Here is a 16,072-nt window from a genome sequence, read left to right on the forward strand (position 1 = left end):
CACTTCAGTGTCGGCGTGACCGATGACCTCGGCGCTGAAATCCCGCTGGCCATTCCATGCTCATGGGCGATGGACCTCAATGACCAAGCCCTCGTCCTCACTCGGCACACAGAAGTGGCGGGTGATCAGTTCGAACTCGGCATCGGTCGCGGCAAAGTCATGCTCACCCTGGGCATTGCGAGCATGCAGGCGGCTGCGGCAGGTGTCGTCATCCAGCTCCAGATAGTGCAGGCGATGTTCCACCTGTGCGGCCTGGGCCAGGCCACGCAACCACTCGCGACTGGCCAGGGTGTTCGCCGGGAAGTCCAGCACCACGTTGACGCCCGACTGCAGCAGATCGATCACCAGCGGCCCCAGGACCCCGCGAATGCGTTGGGCGCAGCGCACGTAATCGGCCACCGCGAGTATTTCACCGGGATAGAGTTGTGCCAGCCACAGGTCTTCGCTGAGCAAGATGGCGGCGTGTTCACTGACGAGCGCCTTGGCAAGCGTCGACTTGCCCGAGGCGATCTTGCCGCACAGCAGGTGCAGGGTGGGCATAAGGAAAGGCTCCGTTTTCGCTGTCGAAGGATGTTTGAAATACGCGTAGAACGCTTACATTGCCACATGGTTGGCGCAAGCGGTTTCGCTCCCGTCAGCCCTCATTCTGCAACTGCGCCTCAAGCCAGGCCAACAGCGCCATCACCTCGGGGTGGTTGCCGCCGCCCTGCTGTCGGTAGACCGAGAGCGCCTGCGGTAAATGCACGCTCTCGACACACGGCCTTACCAGCGCCCCGCTTTCAATCAGCCGGCTCGCGGTGCGCCGCCAGCCCAGGGCGATCCCATGCCCTTCGACAGCGGCCTGGAGCATCAGCGGGTAGCTGTCGAACGTGGCGCTGCGCGCGTCGCTGGCCAGCGTCTGACCGAACACCTGCAACCAGCTGTCCCACTCCATCAAATGGGGCGGCTCGGAGCTGTGGTGCAAAAACGTACAGGGCTGCAGCTCGCTGAGGTGCAGCGGTCGTTCCGCACTCAGGTAGGCCGGGCTGCACACCGGGAACACCTCGTCGGCGGCAGAGAACATCAACGCATGCGGCCCGCTGGCGCGCCGCGTGCTTTGCAGGGCCACATCGAAGTGGTCATTGAATTCGGCGAGTGGCCGGGTGGACGTCACCACTTGGATTTCGATGGCCGGGTATTGCTGGTGGAAGGTCGACAGGCGCGGCATCAGCCAGTAAAACGCTTCGCATAACTGACAGAGCAGGACCACACGGTTGCGCTGGGGCGTCGCACGCAGAGCAGTGGCCTTCTCGCTGATGCTGAGCAGTGCCTGGCTGACCACCTGCGCCAGTTCACGCCCCTCTTGCGTGAGAAACACCGCGCGATTGCGCCGGCAGAACAGCTTCACCCCGACGTTGTCCTCAAGCCCGCGGATCTGCCGACTGACGGCGGCCTGGGTGATGTGCAGCTCATCGGCGGCCCTGGAGAAACTCTCCAGGCGCGCCGCCGCCTCGAAGGGCAACAAGCTGGCGAGCGGCGGTAAGGTCTTGCCGAACATATTCATAATCTGAAGTTATGCGTTCAGGGCCGAGAACTCGTTTGTAGCACAGCATCGGGGTTATGCACCATGCAGGCACGGCCTCATGGATAAGCCTGATGACCGCCGCGCACTCCTCAATATTTGCCGGTGTCGGGCGGCGTGTTCATAACCGTTCGCATCATCCTCACAGGAGACTCATCGATGACCATCGCGCGTGACGCCATTGCATTACCCGACACCTTTGATTTCCACGGCCAGGCCGTGCGCTGGGGGCACATCGGCACGGCGGGACCGGCGCTGGTGATGGTTCACGGCACGCCCTTCTCGTCCCAGGTCTGGCGGCGTATTGCGCCGTTGTTCGCCCAACGGTGTCGCGTGTTCTATTACGACCTGCTCGGCTACGGCCAGTCGGAAAAAGCCTCCGGCCAGGACGTCTCCCTCGGCATGCAAAACACCCTGCTCACGGCGCTGCTCAAGCACTGGCAACTGGACCGCCCGCACGTGCTCGCCCACGACTTCGGCGGTGCCACGGCGCTGCGCGCCCATCTGCTGGATGGCTGCAACTACGCCAGCCTGACCTTGGTCGATCCCGTCGCGATGGCGCCCTGGGGCTCCCCATTGATCCAGCACGTGCGTCTGCACGAATCGGCGTTCAGCGAAGCACCGGCATATATCCACGAGGCAATTGTGCACGCCTACATCCAAGGTGCCGCCTTCAAGCCACTGCCGGCCGAGGTGCTGCAAACCTATGTCGCACCGTGGACCGGCGAAACAGGTCAGATGGCCTTTTATCGACAGATCGCACAGATGGATCAACGCTACACCGACGCGATCGAACAGCGACTCGCCGAGATCCGCTGCCCGGTGACGCTGCTGTGGGGCGAGGAAGATCAGTGGCTCGCCGTGGCGCAAGGCGATGCACTCGCGAGCCGGCTGGCGGAGCCGACCTGCATTCGCGTCCCGCACGCGGGGCATCTGGTGCAGGAAGACGCACCGGAAGCCATCGTTGCCGCGCTGATGAAGGTGCTGTTCGGCTGAATTAAACATATTGACATAATTGCCTAAGGCAACAATATAATTGCCCAAGGCAACTATTAGAGCGCACATCATGTCCACTCCCCTGCTTGTGCAGCGCGCCGGTATCGTGCGCGGCTTCAACCGTTTCTATACGCACCAGATCGGCGTGCTGCAGGAACACCTGCTGCAAAGCGACTTCTCCCTCACCGAAATCCGGGTGATGTACGAACTGTCCTCGCGTGGCGACCTGACCAGCGCCGACTTGTGTCAGATGCTCAGTCTCGACGCGGGTTATTTGAGCCGGTTGATCAGCGGGCTAGAGAAGAAGGGCTTGATCCAGAAAGTCCGCTCGATCACCGATGCGCGCGCGGTGCAACTGCACCTCAGCGACCTCGGCCGGTCAGTCCTGGCTCCGCTGGAAGAGAAAACCCAGCAAGAAGTCATGGCCTTATTGAGTGCCTTGCCCGAGCCGCAACAACAGCAATTGACCGCAGCCATGCAGCGCATTCAGACGTTGCTGCAAGGCAGCACGCCGAACTACGTGTTGCGCGACCCCCAACCTGGCGATATGGGCCTGGTGGTGCAGCAGCAATCGGCACTGTATGCGCGAGAATACCAATGGAATTGGGAGTTCGAAGCGTTGGTGGCGGAGATTGTCGCCAAGTACCTGCGCGAGTTCGACCCGACCCGTGAGCGCTGCTGGATCGCGGAGAAAGACGGCGCGGTGGTAGGCTCAGTGTTCGTCGTGCGCCATGACGACAGCACCGCTAAGTTGCGCATGCTCTACGTCGACGCGAGTGCGCGGGGCCTGGGCATCGGCCAGCGCCTGGTGGACGAATGCCTGCGCTTTGCCCGACATGCCGGGTACACGCGCATGATGCTGTGGACCATGAGCGCCCTCACCGACGCACGCAGGCTCTACCAGAAAGCCGGTTTTGAGCTGGTTGAAGAAGAGCCCACCCTCAGTTTCGGCAAGCCATTGGTCAGCCAGACCTGGGCGCGTGCGTTGTGATGCGGGGCTGGCACGACTCAAGCCCCGCCTGGTTTACAGATCGGTGATTTCCTTGTGGCGCGGCACGAGCGTCTTCATCACGCTCCAGGCCACCAGGTACGCCAGCGCACAGATCGCGAACATGATCATGTAGCCGGTGTGGATATCGCCGATGGACTTGTAATAATCGAACACCCAGCCGCCGACCTTGGTCATCACCACCCCGCCCAGGCCACCGGCCATGCCGCCGATACCGACCACCGAGGCCACGGTTTTCTGCGGGAACATGTCGGACACGGTAGTGAAGATATTGCACGACCACGCCTGGTGCGCCGACGCTCCCACGCCGATCAGCAACACCGGCACCCAGAAGCTGATGTAGCCCAACGGTTGCGCCAGCAGCACCACCAGCGGAAACAGCGCGATGACCAACATGGCTTTCATGCGGCCGTCGTAGGGCGCATCACCACGCGCCATGAAGTAGCTGGGGAACCAGCCGCCGCCGATGCTGCCGACCATGGTCATGCTGTACAGCACCGCCAGCGGCATGACGATATCGGCGCCTTTCATGCCGTACTGCGCCGACAGGTAAGTCGGCAGCCAGAACAGGAAAAACCACCACACGCCGTCAGTCATGAACTTGCCGAAGGCAAAGGCCCAGGTCTGGCGATAGGTCAGCAGCTTGAACCATGAGACTTTTTGCGACGCCGCGCCTGCAGCCTGCGCGGTGAACGGCTGGACCGTCTGATCGCTGCGGATGTAGGCCAGTTCCTCGGCCGACAGGCGTTTTTGCTGATCGGGCTTTTCATACAGCGCGGCCCACACCGCGACCCAGATGAAGCCGAGCATGCCGATGATCATGAACGCCGCTTCCCAGCCCCACACCCCGGCGATCAGCGGCACACAGATCGGCGCCAGGATCGCGCCGACGTTGGCGCCCGAGTTGAAAATACCGGTGGCCAGCGAGCGTTCTTTCTTGGGGAAATACTCGGCGGTGGCCTTGATCGCAATCGGGAAGTTGCCCGCCTCGCCGATCGCCAGCACCGCACGGGCCAGCATAAAGCCCGCGATCGACACCGGAATCACCGCCAGGCCAATCGCGCCGCTCACGGCCGCGATCCCCTCGCCCATCGGCACCGCGAACGCATGCATGATGGCGCCGGTGGACCAGATGCCGATTGCCACGACATAGGCCGCCTTGGTGCCGATCTTGTCGACAAACCGCCCGGCGAACAGCATGGAAATCGCATAGACAAACTGGAACACCGCCGCAATGTTCGCGTAATCGGTGTTGCTCCAGCCAAATTGCGTGGACAACTGTGGCGCCAACAGGCTGAGCACCTGGCGGTCGAGGTAGTTGACGGTGGTGGCGAAGAACAGCATCGCGCAGATGGTCCAGCGATAGTTGCCTACCGCTTGGCCCACGCGATGGGCGTTGATGGGCTCGTTCAAGTTCATGGCATCACTTTTTATTTTTGTTAGATAAGACATATGTAACGTCATATGTCGTCGTACAACTGTGACTTTTATAGCCGGCGCCCTCTGCGCTGTCAATCTGAAAGATTGCCGTTTATCTGGGTATTCTGCGGATACAGCGCTGACCATGAAAACCATGGTTGTAGGATGACACGCCAAATCGCCAAGTTCGGCGCCTCACTGAGGACATCGTCGAGCACGCCGCATTCCCTGTGTGAGCGGGAGCGCAAAAACACGTTCAGGAAGTGGCTGTCTCGTAAAGGCGAATCTTCCGACATTAATCACCGAGACCAAATCTTTACTCTTCGGGCTTTCGCGCCTAGGAGTAAAAGGAATGGCTTCCAGCGTATTACCGAGCGTTTTCTTCGACCATCGTCGGCACACGCTCACTGTCCGCGATGTTGACGAGCCGCTCGACGTCCTGGCCTTCGAGGGCACAGAAGGCCTGAGCCAACCATTCAACTATGCTGTGGAATTCACCAGCACCGACGGCGACATTGCCGCTGAAAAGATGCTCGGCCAAAACGCCTGCTTCAGTCTGTACGGGGCGCCGCAGCCTCCGCCCTTTCGCGGCCTGAGCGTGCCCTCGAGCGAACCGCTGCGTGTCTTGCACGGCGTGGTCACCGGCTTCAAACGCCTGTCCGGCTCCGTTGATGAAGCCCGCTACGAAATCACTCTGCAACCGCGCCTGGCCCTGCTTGGGCGAGGCCGCCAGTTCCGCATTTATCAACACCAATCTGTCCCGCAGATCGTCGAAAGCATCCTGCGCAGCCGCCACGACTTTGAAGGCCAGGACTTCCTCTTCAAGCTGGTGCGCGAATACCCCAGGCGCGAGCAGGTCATGCAATATGGCGAAAGCGACCTGGCCTTTATCTCGCGCTTATTGGCCGATGTGGGCATCTGGTATCGCTTCACCCACGATGAGCGGTTGAACATCGACGTGGTGGAATTTCACGACGACCAGCGTCATTACACGTTCGATGTCGAGCTGGCCTACCGCCCGCAATCCGGGCTCAGCAGCGGCGGAAAAGACAGCACGTGGGGCCTGCAATCGAGCCACCACGTAGTGGAAAAACGCGTCAACATCCGCACCTACCATCACCGCGTGGCCAACGCTCACCTGAATGGCGAGATCGACCAAACGCGTGGCGCCAGCGGTACCTACGGCGAGGCTTATCACTACGCCGAAGCGTACACGGGGATGGGCGACCGATACGCCCATGACGAAGACCTGCAAAGCGAAAGTGGCTACTTCTATGCTCGCCTGCGTCACGAGCGTTACCTCAACGGCCAGACCCGACTCAGCGGCGTCAGCAGTAGCGCCGCCCTGGCGCCCGGCCAGGTCCTGAACATCTCCGGCGGCGCGCCGCAAGCCTTTGCTCCCGGCGCGGTGATCACGCAACTGACCACCCACGCCGCCCGCGATCGCAGTTTTGAAATCAACTTTGAAGCCATTCCCTACTCGGAAACCGTGTGCTTTCGCCCAGCACTGCCGCCAAAACCTCGGATCGCCGGCACCGTCCCGGCCCGCGTCACCAGCCCGCAGGAGCACGCCCCCTACGGCCACATCGACATCGAAGGCCGCTACAAGGTCAATTTCCTGTTCGACCGCGACACCTGGAAACCCGGCGAAGAAAGCCTCTGGCTGCGCCTGGCCAGGCCCTACGCCGGCGACACCCACGGCTTGCACCTGCCGTTGATCCCCGGCACCGAAGTGGCGATCGCCTTTGAACAAGGCGACCCCGACCGGCCCTACATCGCCCATGCCCTGCACGACAGCCAGCATCCTGACCATGTGACCTTGCGCAACTACAAACGCAACGTCTTGCGCACCCCCGCCAATAACAAATTGCGCATGGACGACACGCGGGGGCAAGAACACGTGAAGCTCAGTACTGAGCACAGTGGTAAGAGCCAGCTCAACCTGGGGCATTTGGTTGATGCCAAGCGCCAACCGCGAGGCCAGGGCGCGGAGTTGCGGACTGATGGGCATGCCGCCATTCGTGCCGGCAGTGGGATCTTGATCAGTGCCGACGCGCAACCCAAGGCTCAGGGACACATGCTGGAAATGAGCGCCGCGCTGGGCCGGTTGCAACAGGCGAGTGACCAGTTGGAAGGATTATCGACCGATGCCCAGGCCGCCAACGCAGGTCCAGCGGATGTGCAAGCGCAACTGAAATTGATGCGAGACCAGCTCGATCAACTCAAGGCCTCGGTCGTATTGCTCAGCGCCCCCCAAGGCGTTGCCGTAACCAGCGGCCAGCACCTGCAATTGGCCGCTCAGGACAACCTGATGATCAACGCCGGAGCCGAGGCGGATATCAGTGTGGTCAAGCGCCTGTTCATCGGCGTGGGACAAGGGGTAAGCCTGTTCGTGCGCAAGCTGGGCATCCAATTGATCGCCAACCAGGGCCCGGTAAAGATCCAGGCACAAAACGACGCGCTGCAACTGATGGCCCGCCATGGTTTGGAGATCATCAGCAGCTAAGATGAAATCCGTATCGTCGCGAAGCAGAAAATCACCCTGAATGCCGGCGGCAGCTACATCACCCTCGATGCGAGCAGCATCGAGTCAGGGACCCTGGGCGACTACCTGATCAAATCGGCGTACTTCGAAGCCCTCGGTCCAGCCAGCCAGAAAGCCGCAGATCCGGAGTACCCACAAAGCCTGTTCAAACAAGCGTTGCGGTTCAACGTGCCGCAAACCCCCAATGCCCCTGATCAAGGCTGGGCAGGCATGCCCTACACGCTCTACGCCGATGGTGCAGTGCTCAATCACGGCGTATTGGACAAGTCCGGGCAAGTGTCGATCGACCACGCGGTCGTGACGCAGCAGTACCGAATGGTGTTAGCCAACGGGGTGAGCTACCAGATCCCGGTGCCTACTGACTATCGCAATGCCGAACAAGCACACCTGGCCAATGGCGGCATGCACAACCACCTCTCGCGAGCCGACACCGAGGTGAGCCAACCCACATCGCACACGGATCACCGTGCCCTGTATGCCGCCGTGATCAATGACCAGGAAGGGAAAACTTCATGACTGAACCCGATATCGTCGCCCCCGTCGCCCTGCAACACACACAGCAGGTGACCTGCTCCGCGCCCTGGTACGTGCCGAACACCGAGTACCCTCCTGCGAAAGCCACCTATAAGCCGCTGATCAACGGTGAAGAAGCCTTCGAGGCCGTGCATCTGGCTATCGCCCAAGCCACTAAAACCATCGACATCATCTGCTGGGGGTTTCAACCGTCGATGTACTTTATCCGCGATGGCAGTGCCCCAAGCATTGGCGAACTGCTGATGACCAAAGCCGGGAAAGGGATCGAGGTTCGGGTGCTCGGTTGGGAGATGCCGTTCAATGCTGCGGGCGCAGGGGGCGAGGCCAACCTTCCCGGTAAAGGACCGCTTCGTATCAAGGATCGGGCGATGCAGAGCTCCACCGCTGACCAATATACCGAAGATCGGAAATGGTTTTCCCGATGTGCATTCGCCGATCACTTAGCGCCCGCGATCCGAGTGGCTCGTAATGTGCCGGTGTTTGTCGGCCGCGGTTTCAGCATGTATGAACGGGCTGAAATTGCCTATCAGGCCAAATACAAAAGCCTCGACCCACAGCTCAGCCTCAGCACGTTGGGCGTGCTGGCCAGCACTGCGACCCACCATCAGAAGACCGTCCTGATCGACTATGAACAGACAGGCCGCGCCGTTGGTTTTGTCATGGGCCACAACATGCTCGACGAGTACTGGGACACCGACAAGCACTCAGCACTGAACCGCACCGAGGGCAGCAAGCCTGCACCCAATAGCGGGCCGCGTGGCAACACACCACGCCAGGATATTTCCAGCCAGATCAGCGGGCCGATTCTAGAGCACCTGCACCATAACTTCGCCACTGCCTGGCGCAAGGAAACCGGTGAAGACCTGCTCGCATCGCGCAAAGCGATGGCGGTGGCCCCCCAACTGCAATGCGCCCCCGGCGTCACCCGCCAGCTGGCCCAAATCGTGCGTACCCAGGCACAAGACGGCAAGCGCGATATCGAAAAGATCTACCTGAAGGCGGTCAACAACGCGACCCAATTCATCTACATCGAGAACCAGTACTTTCGCTGGCCGCCATTGGCCGAGGCCATCAAAGCGGCGGCCGAAGTCCAAACCGGCGCTGGGCGTGATCCGGGCCTGCATGGAAATTTACACCTGTTTGTAATCACCAATGCCAGCCCAGACGGCGTGGGGCCGGGGAGCTTGAACACCCAGCGCATGCTCGAAAGCCTCGGACGCGGCGATACCATTCCTGAAATCACCAAGTTGCAGCGCATTGAACAGGCCAAAGCCCAAGCCAACGCGCAGACGCCGACCTTGGCTGAACTGCTTGAGCGACAAGCCTTGCTCACGTTGACCAGCCTGACCGACGCACTGGGGGGTGGCGAGATAAGCGATAAGGCCCGTGAAGCCCAACGGGACGCCGCCAGAAACAATGCGTCTCGACAGATAGCTCTCAAAGCCCAGATCGCGGCGATTGAGCAAAGCACGCTTGAACCAGAGTCGCGCCCAGGCCTGAAAATCCACGTGTGCTCACTGGTCGCGCCTGATTCGCCGGCGGGGCAGCAGTGGATGCCGGTGTACATCCATTCCAAGCTGATGATCGTCAATGACGTGTTCACCACCCACGGCTCGGCGAATATCAACACGCGCAGCATGCAGGTGGATAGCGAGCTGAACATTGCGCATGAGTGGATGAGTGTGACGCGGGCGTTGCGGCGACGGTTGTGGGATCTGCATACGGATGGGAGGGGGGGGCAGGATGATGTCGCGAAAGCATTCAAGGCTTGGCAGAAGATCATCAATAAGAACAAAGATCGCCAATCGCAAAAACTGACGCCATACGCTCCGATCGTCGAGTTTTACTACGACGAAAAGACCCTTCAGGACCTCGACTGATGCGCGGATTCCTATTGCTGACAAGCCTGCTGCTGGCCGCCTGCGATAACGGCAGCGCCCCTACTCACCCGACCCAGGACACTTTCGTGAACCCACTGACCGAGATCAAAGCTAAGCTGGCCTTTACCTGTGTACACGAGCAAATTCCTTCGCCGTCCGCCGAGGCCGATGAGCTGTTCCAATACGCTCGCTGGCTCCAGAAAAACAACCTGCTCAAGCAGGACAAAAGCGTCGACGCCGAGATCGAGCGCCTGTACCGGATTGCTGCCGAGAATGGCCATTACAAAGCCAACATCAACCTGCAAAACGGCACCATGCGCGGCCACTTCACGCTCAGTGGCGACGAACACCTGCGCCTGAGTCAGCAACTGATCGACGTGAATGTGGCGACGGGGTACTACTTTATCGGCCTCTTTCTGAAAAGCGGCTCGGCTGGGCTGAAGCAGGATACGGCCATGTCATTGCGTTACTTTCGTAAGGCCGCCGATCAGGGCAGCGCGCAAGCCCAATACGAAGTGGGGGACATACTGGCGCCGATTGACATCGCGCCGGACGTTGCTCGGCAAATGCGCCGCTGTGCAGCAGAACAGGGCAATGGTAAGGCCGCTGGCGCTCTGGGCGTAAACCTTCAAAGCAATGATCAGTACCAGGAGGCACTTGAGGCATTTCAATTGGGCGTGATGGCGGGTGATGAAACCTCTGCGGGTTGGTTGGAAGATGGCTTCCGTGGTCCTCCTCCCTCCGATAAATTGGACTACCTCGGCCAGCAGGAGGACCTTGAGCGCGCCGAGCGCTATGAAAAAATCTGGCGAATTCTCGCAAACTACTCCTACGCCAACCCCAAAGTCCCCGAAATCAACGACATCCTCCCCTTACCTCCCGCCAAACTCCCCACCTGGGACGGCAAACTGCAATGGCTGGAAGCACGCCTGGCTAATGTTCCGCCAAAAAAGCCCAGCGAAGCGCTGATCCAGCAGTTGGCCAAAGCCAAACTCCTTGAGCCTGCAACCGGCAGACCCACGCCCGACTCCCCCGCGTTCATCAAGGCCAGCTACCCCGAACCGACCTGTTCCAGCGGCCAGGCCTGCCCCCAGACTGGCTATTGGCGGGCATTCAGCCTGAGTCGCGATGTTTACGCGCGGTTCAACGATGGCGTGATCCGCCGTTTCGAGAAGAACGAGATCATGCCCACCCTGCAGGTTGAGAGTCACAAGCCGCGTTTTTTGCTGCCCGACATCATCACAGTCAATGAGGAAAGCATCGAATGGCGGCTGTTGGGGTGAGGCATCTTTCGCGTCGGCGACAAGACAACCGGCGGCGGTACGGCTCTATCGGTCGCGTCGACATTATTAGGGTGGAAAGATCGTGAAGGAACTCGATTGATGCGCCGATTGCTTCTGCTATCAAGCCTGCTGTTGGCCGCCTGTAATAACGGCGATGCCCTTACTGACCTGAACCAGGACCTTCCCATGAACCCGATCGCCGAGGCTAAGGAAAAACTGACCTTTACCTGCGTACACGAGACCATTCCCCAACCGTCGGCCGGAACCGACGTTCTATTCCAGTACGCCCGCTGGTTGCAGAAAAATAACCAGCTAAAGCAGGACGAGACCGTTGATGCCGAGATTGAACGACTGTATCGAATTGCCGCTGAGAACGGTCACTACAAGGCCAATATCAACTTGCAGAACGGGACCATGCGTGGAAAGTTCAAGCTCAGAGGGGATGAGCATCTGCGCCTGAGCCAGCAACTGATCGACGCGAATGTGGCGACGGGGTACTACTTTATCGGCCTCTTTCTGAAAAGCGGTTCGGCTGGGCTAAAACAAGACCCGGAAATGGCTCTGCGCTACTTCCGCAAGGCTTCTGATCAGGGGAGTGCCCTGGCCCAAGCCTTTGTAGGCGACAAGCTGGCACCCATTAATATCGCCCCTGACATTGCTCGACAAATGCGGCGCTGTGCCGCTGAGCAGGGGCACGGTGATGCAGCTGGCGCCCTCGGCATCAACCTAAAAAATATGGGGCTCTTCCAGCAGGCACTCGAAGTGTTACAGATGGGGGTGGCTGCCGGCGACGAAAGTTCGGCCTCTCGTTTGGGCAAAGGCTTTCGTGGCCCTCAGCCTGATGACCAGTTGTACTACATTGGTCAACAGGAAGACTTGGAGCGCGCCGAACGCTATGAAAAAATCTGGCGAATTCTCGCAAACTACTCCTATGCCGCCCCCAAAGTCCCCGAAATCAACGACATCCTCCCCTTACCTCCCGCCAAACTCCCCACCTGGGACGGCAAACTGCAATGGCTGGAAGCACGCCTGGCCAACGTCCCACCAGAAAAGCCCAGCGAAGCACTGATCCAGCAATTGGCCAAAGCCAAACTTCTTGAACCGACAACCGGCAGACCCGCGGCCGTTAAGCCGCGTTTTTTGCCGCCCGACATCATCACAGTCAATGAGCAAAACATCGAATGGCGGCTGTTGGGATGAGGTTCCATGCCTCGAATCAACTAAGGGCACCCGCCCACACTTGAGCCAGGTACCGGGAGAATGGGCGCGCCGCGCCTCAAACGCTCATTTTCTGCGTAAGGCTGCCGATAGCCTGTCATCACCCTGACAAGCGGCGACGCCCTGCGGGAATCAATGCCAAATACCTTCGCCCCGATCATTCGTAACCTTTCCCAACGCACCAGCCTGTCGATGGCGCGCACGTCGTTGTTCCAGTGCGTGGTGCTGCTCGCCTGTGTGTTTGCGGCGGCCAGCTATTCGCTGGTGTACCTCGCCCAGGAACTGAACCGATTCGAAGACAGCGAAAGCGCCTTCTACACGCGCAAGGCGGTGCAGTCCCTGGAAAAATCCCAGCGCCTGACCGTCAAGGATTACGCATTCTGGGGCGATGCCTACAAACACCTGCACGTTTCCGTGGACACGGATTGGGCCTATACCCGCGAAAACGTCGGGCCCACGCTGTTTCATGATTTCGGTTTCCAAGGCGTGTTTGTCGTCAACGACCTGGACCGCACGGTATACGCGTTGGTCGAGGGCAAGCTGCAACCGATTGAGCTGACCGAATGGCTCGACCAGCCCGTCGCGGCGCTACTCGAACAAGCGCGCGCAGGCGCCGCGACGGACACACCGGTCACGACGTTCATTAACGTGCGCGGCAACCCCACGCTGGTGGCGGCAGCGGCAATAACGCCCGGCACTGACCCCAGCGTGATCGCCGATGACCGGAAAGCCTCGGTATTGCTCTTCATCAACATCCTCGACAGCGCCAAGCTGACCGAAATCGGCAACGATTTTGGCGTCGATCACCTGCACATCGCCACACCCGATGAAATCGGCAAGACCTTGTTGTTCTCCCTTGGTGAGAACGGTGCCGCCGGCAGCCTGCACTGGCACCCCGAGCGGCCCGGTATGCGTTTGATGGCTGTCGGTTTGCCGCTGCTGGGCCTGGCGGCGTTGCTGGTGTGCCTGATGACCTGGCTGATTGTGCGCCGCACCACGGCGGACGCCCAGGCCCTCGACAACAGCCACACCTCGCTGCAAGACAGTCAAAACGCGCTGGCCACCAGCGAAGCACGCTTTCGCGATGTGGTGGAAGCCAGTTCGGACTGGGTCTGGGAAATCGACGGCGAGTGGCGTTTCACCTACCTGTCGGAGCGCTTCGAAAGCGTCACCGGCCTGGACCGCCAGGCCTGGATCGGCGCCACGCTGTACGACCTGCTGGACACCGATGCCGGCGCCCTTTCTCAGTGGCTGACCACGCCCGGGCGGCTCGCGGATATCAGCCTGCAGTGTCGCTACGTCGACGCCCGGGGACGGGAGCGCACCACCCGGCTGTCGGCGCGCGAGATGCCCTGCGGCGGGTTTCGCGGCACGGCCACCGACGTCACCGAAGAAGTCGAGGCGCGTCGCCGCATCGAGTTCCTGTCCCAGCACGACGCCCTCACCGGGCTGCCCAATCGCACGCGCCTGCAAGCGTTTCTGGACGGTAAACTCAAAGCCTTGCCCACCCTCACCCACCCTTTGGTCATGCTCAGCCTGGACCTGGATCGGTTCAAACCGGTCAATGACTTGCTCGGGCATGCCGCCGGCGACCGGGTGCTCAATGAGGTATCGAGCCGCCTCTCTGATTGCGTGCGTCACGGTGACCTGGTCGCTCGGGTCGGCGGCGATGAATTTGTACTGATCCTGATCGATGCCGGCGCCCAGGACGAAGTCGAAGCCCTGTGCCGGCGCTTGATCGAGTCCGTCGAGCGGGTGATCAGGGTCGACGAGCAGGACGTGTTCATCAGCGCGAGTATCGGCATCGCCCTCGCGCCCAATGATGCCAACGGCGTCACCGAGTTGTTGCGCTACGCCGATATTGCCTTGTACGAAGCCAAGGCCGCCGGGCGCAATACCTGGCGTTTTTACTCCGGCGAAATGAACGCGCGGATCATCGAACGGCGCCGCCTGGAAAGCGACCTGCGGTTTGCGATCAAGCACGCAGAGCTGCGTCTGCACTTTCAACCGCGCTACCGCATCAGCGACGGGCAAATGGTCGGCGCCGAAGCGCTGGTGCGCTGGCAACACCCGGAGCGTGGCCTGATCGCACCGGACACGTTCATTCCGATTGCCGAGGAATCGGGGTTGATCCTCTCGCTGAGCGACTGGGTGCTGGAAACCGCCTGCGCGTGCGCCGCGCAGTGGCCGGATGAGCTGTTTGTGTCGGTAAACCTGTCACCCACCGAATTCAAGCGCGGCAACCTGGTGGAGCGCGTGCGGTACGCCCTGAATAAGTCCGGCATCGAGCCAACGCGCATGGAGCTGGAAATCACCGAGAGCGTGATGCTTGAAGATGCCGTCGGCGCGCTTGAAGTCATGCACACCCTCAAGCACCTGGGTATCCGCATCGCCATGGACGACTTCGGCACCGGCTATTCCTCCCTGAGCTATTTGCGCGCGTTCCCGTTCGACGGGTTGAAAATCGACCGCAGTTTCTTGAACCGGCTGGAGGACAGCGCCGATGACAAGGCCATTGTGCAGGCGATTGTCGGCCTGGGACGCGCCCTGTCGCTGACAGTCACCGCGGAAGGAATCGAAACCGCCGAACACCTGGCACTGCTCAAGGCAGTGGCCTGTGACGAAGGCCAAGGCTACTTCCTCAGCCGACCGCTGGACATCGACGCCTTCAACGGCCTGCTGGACGTGTGCGCGAGCACCCCGCCGTGTTAGCGCTCGACAGGCCTTGCGCTAGCGGAAGAAATGACTCGGCGTCTTGCCAAACTGTTTCTTGAACATACTGGTAAAGGCGCTCGGGCTTTCATAGCCCAGCTCAAATGCCACATCGATGATCTTCTCGCCCACGGCTATGCGCTCCAGCGCCAGCAGCAACCGCGCTTGCTGGCGCCACTGGCCGAAGGTCAGGCCGGTTTCCCGGCGGAACAGGCGCTGGATGGTGGTCTGGTCCAGGCCCAGGCGCTCGCTCCAATCCGCCACGGTCGAGGCATCGCCCGGGTCGTCCTGCAACGCCAGGCAAATCCGGCGGATGCGCGGGTCTGCAGGCTGGGGCAAGGACAACGGCAAGGCCGGCAATAGCGCCAGTTCGTCGAGGATCAGGTGCATGATCCGCGCGTCGCGCGAATCCTCGGCATACGGCGGCTTCAAGCTGACCGATGCCTTGATCAGTTCGCTGAGCAGCGGTGAAATGCTGACGGCCTTGGTTTCGCTCGGCAGGTTCGGAAAACTCGCGGGGCGCACGAACACACTGCGCATTTTCAACGCCCCGACGCAGCGCAGCGAATGCACATGCCCACTGGGCATCCAGAAGCCGCGATTGGGTGGCACCGTCCACTGATTCTGCGCCGAATGCACCACCATCACGCCTTCGGTGGCGTACAGCAGTTGATGCTTCTCGTGGCTATGGTCGGGAATCACCCAGCTCTCCGGATAGTCGGTGGCCGAGCTGATGACGGCCCACTCGCCCTCATCGATATCCCGCAGAAATTTATCCAGTGTTTTGATGGCTTCGCCTCTTTTGCGATGTTTGCTGCCCGAATTTCGCGAGACAGGCGTTTTCGACAAATCTAGCATAAACGCCGAGTTCATCCATGGAGCGGCGGTTTAAATCATCGCTGCCCGTCCCCGTCG

At 60.6% G+C, this 16,072-nt stretch carries 11 protein-coding genes and 1 pseudogene; 8 read left to right on the forward strand and 4 right to left on the reverse strand.

Annotated elements, in window-relative coordinates; genetic code table 11:
* Positions 1-60 precede the first annotated feature (60 nt).
* Both C8K66_RS03220 and C8K66_RS03225 read right to left on the reverse strand, forming a co-directional pair.
* Positions 61-540 carry an ATP-binding protein gene (locus C8K66_RS03220; RefSeq protein ID WP_046383619.1) on the reverse strand — a complete coding sequence of 160 codons (480 nt, stop codon included), beginning with the start codon at positions 538-540 and terminating at the stop codon, positions 61-63.
* A gap of 94 nt (positions 541-634) precedes the next feature.
* Entirely contained in the window at positions 635-1,543 is a 909-nt protein-coding gene (locus C8K66_RS03225; RefSeq protein ID WP_108524228.1) for a LysR substrate-binding domain-containing protein, read from the reverse strand.
* A gap of 177 nt (positions 1,544-1,720) precedes the next feature.
* Between C8K66_RS03225 and C8K66_RS03230 the strand changes: the two genes are divergently transcribed.
* Together C8K66_RS03230 and C8K66_RS03235 are read left to right on the forward strand one after the other, a co-directional pair.
* Positions 1,721-2,557: an alpha/beta fold hydrolase gene (locus C8K66_RS03230; RefSeq protein WP_108524229.1), complete on the forward strand. Its 837-nt coding sequence runs from the start codon at positions 1,721-1,723 to the stop codon at positions 2,555-2,557.
* A 70-nt stretch (positions 2,558-2,627) separates the two neighbouring features.
* On the forward strand, positions 2,628-3,548 hold the full coding sequence (locus tag C8K66_RS03235) for a bifunctional helix-turn-helix transcriptional regulator/GNAT family N-acetyltransferase (RefSeq protein WP_017846427.1): 921 nt from the start codon (positions 2,628-2,630) through the stop codon (positions 3,546-3,548).
* Between the two features lie 33 nt (positions 3,549-3,581).
* Here C8K66_RS03235 and C8K66_RS03240 read toward each other — a convergent pair whose 3' ends face one another.
* On the reverse strand, positions 3,582-4,985 hold the full coding sequence (locus C8K66_RS03240) for an MFS transporter (RefSeq protein WP_108524230.1): 1,404 nt from the start codon (positions 4,983-4,985) through the stop codon (positions 3,582-3,584).
* 352 nt (positions 4,986-5,337) lie between these two features.
* Here C8K66_RS03240 and C8K66_RS03245 point away from each other — a divergent pair.
* The 6 genes and pseudogenes from C8K66_RS03245 to C8K66_RS03265 all read left to right on the forward strand — a co-directional run.
* A pseudogene (locus C8K66_RS03245) lies at positions 5,338-7,665 on the forward strand (type VI secretion system Vgr family protein); the annotation flags it as partial.
* 75 nt (positions 7,666-7,740) lie between these two features.
* Complete coding sequence (locus C8K66_RS31170) at positions 7,741-8,046, forward strand: hypothetical protein (protein WP_141123415.1); 306 nt, start codon at positions 7,741-7,743, stop codon at positions 8,044-8,046.
* Positions 8,043-9,944: a phosphatidylserine/phosphatidylglycerophosphate/cardiolipin synthase family protein gene (locus tag C8K66_RS03250; RefSeq protein ID WP_108524231.1), complete on the forward strand. Its 1,902-nt coding sequence runs from the start codon at positions 8,043-8,045 to the stop codon at positions 9,942-9,944. Before C8K66_RS31170 ends, C8K66_RS03250 begins: the two co-directional genes overlap by 4 nt.
* Positions 9,944-11,227 carry a sel1 repeat family protein gene (locus C8K66_RS03255; RefSeq protein WP_108524232.1) on the forward strand — a complete coding sequence of 428 codons (1,284 nt, stop codon included), beginning with the start codon at positions 9,944-9,946 and terminating at the stop codon, positions 11,225-11,227. The genes C8K66_RS03250 and C8K66_RS03255 overlap by 1 nt, the downstream gene beginning before the upstream one ends.
* A 99-nt stretch (positions 11,228-11,326) precedes the next feature.
* Positions 11,327-12,427, forward strand: coding sequence for a sel1 repeat family protein (locus C8K66_RS03260; RefSeq protein WP_108524233.1), 1,101 nt, complete (start codon positions 11,327-11,329; stop codon positions 12,425-12,427).
* A 153-nt stretch (positions 12,428-12,580) separates the two neighbouring features.
* On the forward strand, positions 12,581-15,157 hold the full coding sequence (locus C8K66_RS03265) for an EAL domain-containing protein (RefSeq protein ID WP_108524234.1): 2,577 nt from the start codon (positions 12,581-12,583) through the stop codon (positions 15,155-15,157).
* Between the two features lie 18 nt (positions 15,158-15,175).
* Here C8K66_RS03265 and C8K66_RS03270 read toward each other — a convergent pair whose 3' ends face one another.
* A complete protein-coding gene (locus C8K66_RS03270) occupies positions 15,176-16,015 on the reverse strand; it encodes a helix-turn-helix domain-containing protein (protein WP_017846438.1) in 840 nt (279 codons plus the stop codon).
* Positions 16,016-16,072: the final 57 nt, after the last annotated feature.

Source organism: Pseudomonas sp. GV105, assembly GCF_003058185.1.
Taxonomy (GTDB): Bacteria; Pseudomonadota; Gammaproteobacteria; order Pseudomonadales; family Pseudomonadaceae; genus Aquipseudomonas; species Aquipseudomonas veronii.